The 12,488-nt window shown below is 48.0% G+C and carries 9 protein-coding genes and 1 pseudogene; 8 read left to right on the forward strand and 2 right to left on the reverse strand.

Going from position 1 to position 12,488, the window contains the following annotated elements:
- The first annotated feature begins 50 nt into the window (after positions 1-50).
- Both H8S65_RS15245 and H8S65_RS15250 read left to right on the forward strand, forming a co-directional pair.
- Entirely contained in the window at positions 51-1,862 is a 1,812-nt protein-coding gene (locus tag H8S65_RS15245; RefSeq protein ID WP_186930757.1) for a glycoside hydrolase family 2 protein, read from the forward strand.
- 4 nt (positions 1,863-1,866) lie between these two features.
- Positions 1,867-3,720: a glycoside hydrolase family 2 TIM barrel-domain containing protein gene (locus H8S65_RS15250; protein WP_186930758.1), complete on the forward strand. Its 1,854-nt coding sequence runs from the start codon at positions 1,867-1,869 to the stop codon at positions 3,718-3,720.
- Positions 3,721-5,520: 1,800 nt separating this feature from the next.
- Here H8S65_RS15250 and H8S65_RS21125 read toward each other — a convergent pair.
- Positions 5,521-5,682: pseudogene (locus H8S65_RS21125) on the reverse strand (acyltransferase family protein); the annotation flags it as partial.
- A gap of 7 nt (positions 5,683-5,689) precedes the next feature.
- Positions 5,690-6,379, reverse strand: coding sequence for a DUF421 domain-containing protein (locus H8S65_RS15255; protein ID WP_186930759.1), 690 nt, complete (start codon positions 6,377-6,379; stop codon positions 5,690-5,692).
- 184 nt (positions 6,380-6,563) lie between these two features.
- Between H8S65_RS15255 and H8S65_RS15260 the strand changes: the two genes are divergently transcribed.
- Genes H8S65_RS15260 through rseP form a run of 6 tightly spaced genes read left to right on the forward strand, consistent with a single transcriptional unit; the run spans position 6,564 to position 12,407 of the window.
- The gene (locus H8S65_RS15260; protein ID WP_186930760.1) at positions 6,564-7,169 is read left to right on the forward strand and encodes a DUF4290 domain-containing protein; all 606 of its coding nucleotides are present in this window, start codon (positions 6,564-6,566) and stop codon (positions 7,167-7,169) included.
- On the forward strand, positions 7,166-8,470 hold the full coding sequence (gene murA / locus H8S65_RS15265) for a UDP-N-acetylglucosamine 1-carboxyvinyltransferase (protein WP_186930761.1): 1,305 nt from the start codon (positions 7,166-7,168) through the stop codon (positions 8,468-8,470). Before H8S65_RS15260 ends, murA begins: the two co-directional genes overlap by 4 nt.
- Positions 8,471-8,481: 11 nt before the next feature.
- On the forward strand, positions 8,482-9,003 hold the full coding sequence (rimM, locus tag H8S65_RS15270) for a ribosome maturation factor RimM (RefSeq protein ID WP_186930762.1): 522 nt from the start codon (positions 8,482-8,484) through the stop codon (positions 9,001-9,003).
- 15 nt (positions 9,004-9,018) lie between these two features.
- Positions 9,019-9,891 (forward strand): M23 family metallopeptidase, encoded by an 873-nt coding sequence (locus tag H8S65_RS15275; RefSeq protein WP_186930763.1) that lies wholly within the window; start codon positions 9,019-9,021, stop codon positions 9,889-9,891.
- 5 nt (positions 9,892-9,896) lie between these two features.
- A complete protein-coding gene (locus H8S65_RS15280; protein WP_186930764.1) occupies positions 9,897-11,045 on the forward strand; it encodes a 1-deoxy-D-xylulose-5-phosphate reductoisomerase in 1,149 nt (382 codons plus the stop codon).
- 27 nt (positions 11,046-11,072) lie between these two features.
- Complete coding sequence (gene rseP, locus H8S65_RS15285) at positions 11,073-12,407, forward strand: RIP metalloprotease RseP (protein WP_186930765.1); 1,335 nt, start codon at positions 11,073-11,075, stop codon at positions 12,405-12,407.
- Positions 12,408-12,488 lie beyond the last annotated feature (81 nt).

A 12,488-nucleotide genomic window follows, 5' to 3' on the forward strand; every position in this document is an offset into this window, starting at 1 on the left:
AAGTTGAAAATTGAAAATTGAAAGTGATAATCAATTACAAATCATAAATCATGAAAAAGACCTTATTAGCATGTTGTGCATTGGCACTGACTTTGGGCGCACAGGCTCAATGGAAACCGGTAGGAGATAAGATCAAGACACCGTGGGCGGAACAGGTGAACCCGGCGAATGTCCTTCCCGAATATCCCCGTCCTCAGTTGGAACGCGGCGATTGGCAGAACCTGAACGGTGAATGGGAATATGCCATCAAACCGGCGGGCGATGTAGAGCCGGCAACATTCGATGGCAAGATTTTGGTTCCTTTTGCTGTCGAATCCTCTCTTTCAGGCGTTCAGAAAGAAGTAGGCGAAAAGAACGAATTATGGTATAAACGTACTTTCTCCGTTCCTTCAGCCTGGAAAAATAAAGATATCGTGTTGAATTTCGGTGCGGTGGACTGGAAAGCGGACGTGTTTGTAAACGACATCCTGATCGGCTCCCATAAGGGCGGTTTCACTCCGTTCTCCTTCAACATCACTCCGTATCTGACAGGAAAGAGCAACCAGAAGCTGGTTGTCCGCGTTTGGGATCCGAGCGATAAGGGTTTTCAGCCGCGAGGTAAACAGACTTCCCGTCCGGAAGGTATCTGGTACACGCCTGTGACCGGTATCTGGCAGACAGTATGGTTGGAACCGGTAGCTGCTGCCCATGTGACTTCCGTGAAGTCTATTCCCAATATCGACAATAACACGCTAAATGTGACGGTTGGGACTTCCTGCGACTGCAATTCCGGTATCGTCACCGTGAAGTTGTTGGACAAAGGACAGGTAGTGGCTTCCGCAAAAGGCGTTCAAGGAAAGGAATTGCGTTTGTCCGTGCAGAACCCGACACTCTGGAGCCCGTCCAACCCGTATCTATATGATATGACGGTTTCTTTGTCAAAAGACGGAAAGGTGCTGGATGAAGTAAAATCATATACGGCTTTCCGCAAGATTTCTTCCAAACGCGATGCCGGCGGCATTATGCGCATGCAGTTGAACAATCAGGATTTATTCCAGTTCGGCCCGCTGGACCAGGGATGGTGGCCTGACGGACTTTATACGGCTCCGACGGATGAAGCATTGCTGTTCGACATCAAGAAAACGAAAGACTGGGGCTTCAATATGATCCGTAAGCACGTGAAAGTGGAACCGGCACGCTGGTATTATCATTGCGATAAGGAAGGTATCTTAGTATGGCAGGATATGCCGAGCGGCGATCACGGCTCTTACATCTGGGATCACCACGTGTATAACGGTGGAAAAGACAATGAACGTACGCCTGAATCCAAGGCCAACTATTACCGTGAATGGAAAGAGATCATGGATCTCTGCATCTCCAATCCTTCCGTAGTCGTTTGGGTCCCTTTCAACGAGGCCTGGGGACAGTTTGAAACGGAAAAAGCGGCCGAATGGACAAAAACTTACGATCCTTCCCGCCTGGTAAACCCGGCAAGCGGCGGTAACCATCGTCCTTGCGGTGATATCCTGGATTTGCATAACTATCCGGCCCCCGATATGTTCCTGTTCGACCCGGTACGTGTGAATGTGTTAGGCGAATACGGCGGAATCGGCCTTCCGGTGGAAAATCATCTGTGGTGGAACAAACGTAACTGGGGTTATGTGCAGTTCAAGAACAGCGACGAAGTGACGGCTGAATATGTCAAATATGCCAATATCCTGAAAGATTATGTGAAACGTGGCTTCTCTGCCGCTGTCTACACGCAGACAACCGATGTGGAAGGTGAAGTAAACGGTTTGATGACATACGACCGCAAAGTGATCAAGATCGACGAAGCTGCCGTAAAGAAAGCCAATCAATCGGTTATTAACGAATTAAAGTAAAAGCATGAAACGGATTAGCATAGCTTTTTTATCTCTTTTTCTGTGTGTGGCCTCTGTCTGGTCCATGCCGCGTCCCGAATATCCCCGTCCGCAGTTCGAGCGGGCGGATTGGGTCAACCTGAATGGAGAATGGACCTGTTCGTTTGATTTCGGAGGTTCGGGGATGGAGCGCGAGTTCTATAAATCGAATGGTTTTGATAAGAAGATCACTGTTCCTTTCTGTCCGGAAAGTAAATTGTCCGGCATAGGATATACGGATTTCATCAATCATTTCTGGTATCAGCGTCCGATCACGATCCCGCAGGAATGGAACGGAAAGAACATTCTGCTTAATTTCGGTGCGGTCTACTATAAATCGGAAGTCTATATCGACGGCGTTCTGGCCAACCGTCATTTCGGCGGGACCTCTTCGTTTGCCGTGGATATTACTTCTTTGGTAAAGCCGGGCCAGACACACAGTCTGGTCGTCTATGTGGAGAACGACGTGCGTGGGGCCAAGCAAGCTGCCGGCAAACAGAATCTGCAATACGCCTCTTATGGCTGCAACTATACCCGTACGACCGGCATCTGGCAGACGGTCTGGATGGAAGCTGTCCATCCGGAAGGATTGCAATCGGTTCAAGTTCTGACAGATATCGACCAGCAGCAATTGGTTGTCCGTCCCCGTTTCTACAAGGAAGCAGGAGGAAAATTGCAGGTGACGCTGAAAGACAATGGCAAGGTAGTTGTCGACCGGACGGTTTCGGCAAGCTCTCTCTCTTCCGTGGTTCTTCCGGTCAAGAAGATGAAAACCTGGAGTCCGGAAAGTCCTTTCCTCTACGATCTGGAGTACAAGGTTTTGGATAAGAATGGAAATGTAGTTGATGAGGTCAATGGTTATGCCGGTATGCGCAAGGTGCATATCGAAGGCAATAAGATTTATCTGAACAATAAGCCTTACTACCAGCGTCTGGTGCTCGACCAGGGATTTTATCCCGACGGCATTTGGACGGCTCCGAGTGACGAGGCGCTGAAACGGGATATCGAACTCTCTATGGAGGCAGGTTTCAACGGAGCACGCCTGCATCAGAAGGTTTTCGAAGAACGTTTCTATTATTGGGCGGATAAGATGGGTTATCTGACTTGGGGGGAAGCTTCCAGTTGGGGGATGGATTGTAACGATACGGAAACGGCTCGTAATTTCATTACCGAATGGAGTGAAATTGTGCAGCGCGACCGTAACCATCCGTCACTCCTGATCTGGACGCCGACCAACGAGGAGTTCTGGCCGGACCGCGTACAATATCCGCGTCTGATGCACGACCTCTACAACCTGACGAAAATGATCGACCCGACGCGTCCTTTCCACGGGGCAAGCGGCGGTACGCATATCGCAACCGATATCTGGACCGTTCATAACTACGAACAAGACCCCGCCAAGTTGAAGGAAAAGCTGTATAACGGCGGCAAGCTGATGGAAGCCCCGAAATGGGAAATCCATCTGATGCCGATGAATATCGGTTATAACGGCCTTAAATATACCGACCAGTATGCTTTCCCGGAATACAAGAAGGATATGCCTTACCTGGTGGATGAGTTCGGCGGTATCAAATGGAATCCGGCACAGCAGATGGAAAGTGCCCAGAATACATCCTGGGGATATGGCGAAGCTCCCCGGTCGCTGGAAGAGTTTTACGCTCGCCTGGAAGGCCAGGTAGATGCGGTCTTGTCTCTTTCGAATGATATTTGGGGATATTGTTATACGCAGTTGACGGATGTGGAACAGGAGCAAAACGGTATTTATTATTACGACCGTACACCTAAGTTCGACATGAAACGCATCCACGCTATTTTCAGTAAGACACCAGAATCAAAATAATAACGGACTAAATTATTCAAAGATCCGAATGGAAACTCCACTGCATCCGAATGCGGTTGGGATTTCCTTCGGATCTTTCTTTATTATCCGCTTTAACATATCCGTCAAAAGGCGGATTCACCTTTTGATGGATATGAATCATAAATGCTGATTTATCGGCATAAAACATGGATGACATGGTTATACAACATAATTTCGTTCCGTAGGGGCAGGTTTCAAACCTGCCTGATAACATGATTATATATTTGTCGATATTGGGCGGGTTTCAACCCCGCCCCTACTTATTGTATGGTTTTCCAAAATACCCATTGGTCTGGATCGAAACAGTAGCGCATGAAATTTGATTTTATACCCCGTATATTTCAAATAACCCGCAAGGGTAATATTTTTTAAGAAACAAGATATTTGGCAATAGCCTGACTATTAACAAACTATGGATATCTGCCTTTTTTGTAGGGCTTCTTGTATTTTTTATCATATATAAATCCGTTTAGAATAGGTTCATTTCTTGGAGATGTGAACCTAAATGTTCCACAAAAGAACCAGGTTCGCGGATGAAACAGATTAAAGCAGATTTAAATTATTTTATCCGTGCTTGTGATTATAGTGCAAGGCTGTGCTCTGGGCTATGTCCTGTCGGGCAGCCTTAAGACGAGGCTTTCCTCATACCGCAGGCTCTCTTTTGCCGTCTGCTGAAGCAGACGGATAGATGATTGTTCCGGCTTTGCCGGTTCCTCTGTGGGTTTTAACCCCCTTTAAATATAATCCATAAAAGGGGCTAAAGCCCACAAAGGGAGAGGCTTAGCCTCCAGGCCTTTTAAACCGTCTGCTGAAGCAGACGGCAAAAGAGAGGCGGATGGGGCTTGGGGATGCCGATACTGATAGCTATACTTATGTAAGAGGCGGTATCGGACATCCCAAGAGAAAGCGAAGCTTTCTAAGAAAGGCCTAAGCGGACGGGCGTCAAGCGGAGGGTGAAGGCGAAGCGGCAGGAGCCTGCGCTGTTTGAGCGAAGCGAGTTTCGCAGGCGACAGCGGAGTCTTTGCCCGGAGTAGCCACGTGTTAAGCCTTGACTTTTTGGTTACTTTTGGGTCAAGCCAAAAGTAACGGATAAATCATCATTTAACGGTTCACATCTTCTTACAAACCGAATATGATTTTGATATGGTATCTTGAATCAATAGTCATTAAACTTTGTTTTTGAAAAAGAATGTTTATCTTTGTTGCATAATTGCCTTACAAGAGTTGTAGCGACAACTCCGGGCAATGTTAAATTTAGAATAAAGCATTTTAACGTATTATTCCGTACCCATAAAATCCCCATTTTAGCACGGCGGGATAATGACAACAAAATGCTCACGTCGATTGTATATACAGAGAATGTATAATTTAATCTGGCGTGGGCTGTTGTTTATTATCTACGTGCGTGGCATGGGGATGCCTATGGGTTGGATAATGACGGCAGTTCCACGCCTTATTTGTGCGTTGTCGTCTTTGTTTATCCATTGCTTACATATAAATTAATATATCAAACATTTTTTTTGAAAAAGGTGTGCCGGTGGCCTTACATCACTGGCAAGGTTTAATACAACAACGCCCGTTCGTGAGAATAGGCGTTGTATTTTTTTGGGTAATATTGAAAATAAGAAGTATGCAAGAAACGTTTAACATTGGGAGCCTTAAAGACAAATGCCGCGAAAGCCTTCCGCTTTCCTCCCGCGATCAAATCGAATTGATGTGGAACCTGCGGGAGCCTTACCGTTGGCTTCATGGCATACGGGAGATAGATGGGCGAAGGGATCACGTGCTTCTTGCAATGAAAGGTTTGATACGTTTGTTCATTGGCTTTTCAAAATAGTAGTAGGAAAGCAGGCTGAGCAGGATTATAATGCCGAACAGAACCGGAAGCGCAATATACCATGTTATATGAAAGCTGCTGCCCTTTTGCCATTCCGAATGAGTATCTTGTTCAGGCGGAAATTTCCGTTTTCTCGTTATCCGGAATGAGCGTTACACCTCCGTTCTGGATTTCTCCGTCCCGTGAAACGATATAAAAACCTTTACGGGGTGTCCATTCGACACAGAAAAGCTGGGAAATATCTTCGAATCCCAATTTCTGGAGTTCTTTAATCAGCCATTCTTCCTTGCGATTGGCATTTTCAAGTGAGCTTTCCAGGATTGATCCGTTGTTGATAAGAAGATAAGATTCGGATAGATCGTTGTGGACGGAGACGGTCAATTTTCCGTTTGTTTCAAAACGTACATCGTCTACATCGAACATAGAGAAAATCCCTTTCTCGCATAAAAGTGTGCGGAATTGTTCCATTTCCAACCCATTCCTGCGGAAAACTTTCATGTTGAGCACACCGTTTTTAACAATATAAACCGTATCTCCTTTGATGATTTTCCGCATGATTTTGAATCGCAAGCTGTAACGGATCAGCATATTGAAAAAAGTCCATACGGCAAGAGCAAAGATGAGATGCCATACATCCATATCGGGATTGTAGATTACACCCCCTACTAAGGCGCCGATTACGAAAGCGTTGACCGTGTCGAGCGGGGTTATTTGTGCCATTTGCGCTTTCCCGGAAAGACGGAGAAAGAATAATACACCCAGCATCCCGATGATTAGTTTTACAGCTATTGTCCCGTACATAACTTTGTTGGTTTTAAATATTGTATTTAAAATAACAGGAATACATTGTAAATGTTGCTTATTATCGGTACGACACTTTAGGGAGACTGCTTTTTATAGGCTTTTCTTAACACTCTGCGGAATAGGAGCCGTATTGTTTAAATCAATTATAATCTGTAACTTTGCCGAATAAACAGAATTTGTAATGAAATATAATACAGAAGAAAAGAAATTGGCTATGCCCGAATATGGACGCAATATACAGAATATGGTGGACTATTGCATTACCATTCAGGACAGAGAAGAACGTAAACGCTGCGCAGACACTATAATCAACATTATGGGAAACATGTTTCCCCATCTACGTGATGTAAACGACTTCAAGCATATTCTTTGGGATCATCTGGCTATTATGGCCGATTTCAAACTGGATATCGATTATCCGTATGAGATCGTCAAGAAAGAAGATCTTTATTCCCGTCCGCCCCGTATTCCTTATAACAACCAGCGCATCCGCTATCGTCATTATGGCAAGACGCTTGAAAAGATGATCCAGAAAGCGACCGAGTTCGAGCCGGGAACAGAAAGAGACCAGTTGATCAAATTGCTGGCTACCCAGATGAAGAAATCGTTCCTGACCTGGAACAAGGAGTCCGTAGACGACCGGAAGATTTTCAAAGACCTCGACGAACTGTCCGAAGGCCAGATCGTATTGGATGAAGAGGTGCATAAGCTGGCGGAAAGCCGTGATATACTTGCTCGCAACAATACGAATGCCGGAAAGAAAAACTATTCACGTAAAGGCCGATGAGTTCATTTGTCATAGAAGGCGGTTACCGGTTGTCCGGTGAGATTGTTCCGCAGGGCGCAAAGAATGAAGCCTTGCAGGTCATTTGTGCAACTTTGCTTACGCCGGAAAAAGTGACAATCCATAATGTGCCGGATATCCTGGATGTGAATAACCTGATACAACTCCTGCGCGACATGCAGGTGAAGGTGGAACATCCTTCTGCCGATACCTATACTTTCCAGGCCGATGCTGTCGACTTGAACTATCTTGAGACAGACGAGTTCTTGCGTAAAAGCGGTTCCCTGCGCGGTTCGGTGATGATTGTCGGCCCGCTGGTCGCCCGTTTTGGCAAGGCGCTGATCCCGAAACCGGGAGGCGATAAGATCGGGCGCCGTCGTCTGGACACTCACTTTGTCGGCATTCAGAAGTTGGGGGCTTGCTTTGGTTATGACCCCGACCGCCAGCTCTACGAAATAGAAGCGAAGAAGCTGAAAGGCGCTTATATGCTGCTCGATGAGGCTTCGGTGACCGGTACGGCCAATATCCTGATGGCGGCTGTGCTCGCGGAAGGAAAGACAACGATTTATAATGCCGCCTGCGAACCTTATCTGCAACAACTTTCTTCCATGCTGAACCGTATGGGAGCCCGTATTTCGGGTGTCGGCTCCAATCTGTTGACGATTGAAGGGGTAGAGGCGTTGGGAGGCACTACACATACGATCCTGCCGGATATGATCGAGGTCGGCAGTTTTATCGGAATGGCCGCTATGACCGGTTCCGACATCACGATCAAAAATACAGGCTATGATATGTTGGGGATTATTCCCGATTCATTCCGCCGCCTGGGAATCACGGTCGAGCAGATCGGTGACGATATCCATGTCCCGACACATGAATCCTATCAGATCGAGACTTTTATCGACGGCTCCATCATGACGATTGCCGATGCTCCCTGGCCGGGACTGACGCCGGACTTGCTGAGTGTCTTCCTCGTTGTGGCAACGCAGGCTGTCGGCAGCGTGCTGATCCATCAGAAGATGTTCGAGAGCCGCCTTTTCTTTGTCGACAAACTGATCGACATGGGGGCGCAGATCATTCTTTGCGATCCGCACAGGGCGACTGTGATCGGGTTGGGCAATCGTTTCAAACTGCGCGGTTCCAATATGGTATCTCCGGATATCCGTGCCGGTATTGCCTTGCTGATCGCGGCGATGAGCGCCGAAGGAACCAGCCATATCCACAATATCGACCAGATAGACCGCGGATATCAGAATATTGACAAACGGTTGAACAGCATCGGGGCGCGTATTACCCGACTTTAAACATTCTTGTCATGATTAAGAAAGAAGATGTTTTCAAGATAGGACAGTTTGCCAAACCTCACGGCATAAAAGGGGAGATCGCGCTGGTTACGAACAGTGACGTGTTTGACGATTCGGACGATCCGTATATCATATGCGAGATGGACGGAATCCTGGTCCCTTTTTTCATCGAGGAGTACCGCTATAAGACGGATACCGTCATCCTGCTAAAGTTGAAGAATGTGGACGACGAGAAAGCGGCCCGTGAATTTTCCAACCGCGAAGTCTTTTATTCGCTCGATGAAGTGGACGAGGACGACTTGGTGGGGGATATGACATGGGACAGCTTTATCGGCTACCGGGTCATAGACGAACATCAGGGTGAAATCGGCGAGGTTACCGATGTCGACGAGTCGACCATCAATGTGCTTTTGCAGATCAATCATAACGGCCAAGAACTGTTGTTGCCTGCCGCCGAGGAGTTGATCCTGTCTGCCGATCATGAAAATAAGACGCTGACCGTTTCCGTCCCGGAAGGTTTGCTGGATTTATGAAATTGACGAATACACATGGCACGAAAGCAAAGACGAACAAATAAGAAATCATTCTGGCACCGGATCAGGTTTAAATACAAACTGTCTTTCTTCAATGAAGGAACGCTGGAGGAAGTATGGTCTTTCCGGTTGTCGCAGCTTTCCGCGTTTGCGATGTTAGGCTTGTTTGCTTTCCTGCTGATCGCCTTTACCGCCTTTATCATTATTAAGACGCCGATACGCAACTACCTGCCGGGTTATCTGGATGTGGAAGTCCGTAAGGAGATCATGCAGAATGCCCTGCGTGCCGATTCGCTGGAAAGGATGATACAGATACAATCTCTTTATCTGAATAATGTGGCGGGTATCTTGTCGGGGACGATGCCGGTCGATTCGATTCGGGAGATCGATTCGCTGGCGCGGGTGAATCCTGATTATGAGATTCCGCAGACGAAGGAGGAAAAGAAATTTATAAAGGATTTCGAAGAGGCAGAAAAATATAACTTAGCTGTCCTGGACCCGAATCCGGTTCCGACCGACGGTGTCTTTTTCTACAAGCCTGTAAATGGAGTGGTCTCTTCCCATTATGATGCCAACATCCGGCATTATGGCGTCGACTTGGTTGCCGCCCCGAAAGAAAGCGTACTGGCGACGTTGGACGGCACGGTGGTCTTTGCCGGTTTCGATCCGAACTCCGGGAATGTGATACAGGTGCAGCATAAGAACGGTTTTTTATCTATCTATAAACATAACGAATTATTGCTGAAAGAGGTGGGCGACCGCGTCGTTGCGGGCGAGGCCATTGCTCTGGTAGGCAATACGGGCAAATTGTCGACCGGCCCGCATCTCCATTTCGAGTTGTGGTATAAAGGCGGTCCGGTCAATCCCGAAGAATATATAGCATTTTAATACGCATGAAAAGAAACTTGGCCATTTTAGGCTCTACAGGTTCTATCGGAACGCAGGCTTTGGAGGTAGTCAGCGAACATCCCGACCTTTTTGAAGTGTATGCTCTCACTGCCAATAATCAGGTGGATCTGCTGATCAACCAGGCACGTAAATATATGCCCGAAGTGGTGGTAATCGCCAACGAGCAGAAATATCCCGAATTGAAGGAGGCGCTGGAAGACCTTCCCATCAAGGTATGGGCGGGTTCGGAGGCCATTGCACAGGTCGTGCAGTCGGAACCGATCGATATGGTGCTGACGGCGATGGTGGGATATGCGGGGCTGAAACCGACGATTGCCGCGATCAAAGCCGGTAAGGCGATCGCGCTGGCAAACAAGGAGACGCTGGTGGTGGCGGGCGAACTGATCACGGCCCTGGCTGTCGAACACAAAGTGCCTATCCTGCCCGTCGACTCTGAACATTCTGCCATTTTCCAGTGTTTAGCGGGAGAGTGGGAGAACCCGGTGGAAAAGATATTGCTGACGGCTTCCGGCGGCCCTTTCCGCACCAGGACGATGGAGGAACTGGCGGTCGTGACCAAGGCACAGGCGTTGAAGCATCCGAACTGGAGCATGGGCGCGAAGATCACGATCGACTCGGCGTCGATGATGAACAAGGGGTTCGAGATGATCGAGGCGAAGTGGCTGTTCGGGGTTACGCCGGAACAGATACAGGTCGTGGTGCATCCGCAGTCGGTGATCCATTCGATGGTTCAGTTCGAAGATGGCGCGGTGATCGCCCAGTTGGGTATTCCCAACATGAAACTTCCGATCAGCTATGCTTTCTCTTATCCCAAGCGGTTGCACAGCAAGGCGCCCCGTCTGGATTTCACCCAATATGCAACGCTAACTTTCGAGGAGCCGGATATGGAACGTTTCCGTAACCTGGCCTTTGCCTTCGATGCGGTCCGCCGGGGCGGAAACATGCCTTGCATCCTGAATGCAGCCAACGAAGTGGTGGTGGCCGCTTTCCTCAGTGACAAGATCGGTTTCCTGCAGATGAGCGACGTGATCGAGAAAACAATGGCGAAAGCCTCCTTCATCCCTGTTCCCACTTACGAGGATTATGTGGCGACCGATGCGGAGGCACGGCGGATTGCTGCCGGATTATTTTAAAACGTATATAAATTTAGAAACAGATAGATGGAGACATTTTTAGTTAAGGCCCTACAGCTCATTTTGAGCTTATCGATATTGGTGTTGGTCCACGAGTTCGGGCATTTTATCTTTGCCCGTATCTTTAAGGTCCGGGTAGAGAAATTCTACCTTTTCTTCGACCCGTGGTTCTCGATTTTCAAGTTCAAGCCTAAGAACAGTGATACGGAATACGGTGTCGGCTGGCTTCCCTTGGGAGGTTATTGCAAGATATCCGGTATGATCGACGAAAGCATGGACAAGGAGGCGATGGCACAGCCGCCGAAGCCTTATGAGTTCCGTTCCAAGCCTGCCGGACAGCGTTTGATGATCATGGTTGCCGGTGTGCTGTTCAACTTCCTGTTGGCGTTGTTTATTTATTCGATGGTGTTGTTCACTTGGGGCGATACTTTCCTGCCGCTGAAAAATGTGAAGGCCGGTATGGACTATAGTGAGACTTTCCATAACGTAGGATTCCAGGATGGCGATATCTTGTTGAAAGCGGACGATACGGAGTTGGAGCGTTTCGGTGAAGACTGTTTCCGCCATGTCCTCAATGCACAGACCGTAACGGTTCTGCGTGACGGTGTTGAAACGGTTATTCCCATCCCTGAAGATATGGCACAGCGCGTCATGCGGGATAAGAAAGGCTTTGCTTCTTATCGTTTCCCGATGGTCGTGCGCGAATTAGGTAAGACGGAAAGCGGCGAATCGCCTGCCGCTGTTGCCGGTTTGCAACCGGGAGACAGTATCGTGTCTATTAACGGCATCGTAACCCCTTCTTTCTACGAAGTGGGTGAAGTGCTTGCGCAAAACAAGGATAAGGATGTCTCGGTCGGCTTTTACCGTGCCGGTGTCCCGCAAACGTTGACGTTGCATACGGATACGGTCGGGAAAATGGGTGTTTATCCTGTTTCCCCTTTTGATATGTACCAGACGGTGACTCGTAAATATGGTTTCTTCGAGTCTTTCCCTGCCGGTGTCATGTTGGGGGTGAACACGTTGAAAGGTTATGTCAGCGACATGAAATATGTCTTTACGAAAGAAGGAGCTTCCAGCCTGGGCGGTTTCGGTACGATCGGAAGCCTGTTCCCGGCGGAATGGGATTGGCAGGCGTTCTGGATGAAGACGGCTTTCCTCTCCATCATCCTCGCCTTTATGAATATCCTGCCGATTCCGGCACTGGACGGCGGACATGTGATGTTCCTGCTCTACGAAGTGATTGCCCGCCGCAAACCGAGCGACAAATTCCTCGAATATGCGCAGATCACCGGGATGTTCCTGTTGTTCGCTTTACTGATCTATGCTAACGGAAACGACATTTTCAGGTTCTTCTTCAAGTAGATATTTACGGCCAATGCACAGGGTGATTCGTAACCCCTATGTATTGGCATATTGAAAAATCCTGCCTTTGGGATGGAAAAG

Origin of the sequence: Parabacteroides hominis (assembly GCF_014287585.1) — a bacterium.
In the GTDB taxonomy this organism is placed as follows: domain Bacteria; phylum Bacteroidota; class Bacteroidia; order Bacteroidales; family Tannerellaceae; genus Parabacteroides; species Parabacteroides hominis.

Bases quoted from the DNA above. Each gene is read 5' to 3' on its own strand.
- H8S65_RS15245 (WP_186930757.1), top strand. From the start codon at position 51: ATGAAAAAGACCTTATTAGCATGTTGTGCATTGGCACTGACTTTGGGC.
- H8S65_RS15250 (WP_186930758.1), top strand. From the start codon at position 1,867: ATGAAACGGATTAGCATAGCTTTTTTATCTCTTTTTCTGTGTGTGGCC.
- H8S65_RS15255 (WP_186930759.1), bottom strand. From the start codon at position 6,379: ATGTACGGGACAATAGCTGTAAAACTAATCATCGGGATGCTGGGTGTA.
- H8S65_RS15260 (WP_186930760.1), top strand. From the start codon at position 6,564: ATGAAATATAATACAGAAGAAAAGAAATTGGCTATGCCCGAATATGGA.
- murA (WP_186930761.1), top strand. From the start codon at position 7,166: ATGAGTTCATTTGTCATAGAAGGCGGTTACCGGTTGTCCGGTGAGATT.
- rimM (WP_186930762.1), top strand. From the start codon at position 8,482: ATGATTAAGAAAGAAGATGTTTTCAAGATAGGACAGTTTGCCAAACCT.
- H8S65_RS15275 (WP_186930763.1), top strand. From the start codon at position 9,019: ATGGCACGAAAGCAAAGACGAACAAATAAGAAATCATTCTGGCACCGG.
- H8S65_RS15280 (WP_186930764.1), top strand. From the start codon at position 9,897: ATGAAAAGAAACTTGGCCATTTTAGGCTCTACAGGTTCTATCGGAACG.
- rseP (WP_186930765.1), top strand. From the start codon at position 11,073: ATGGAGACATTTTTAGTTAAGGCCCTACAGCTCATTTTGAGCTTATCG.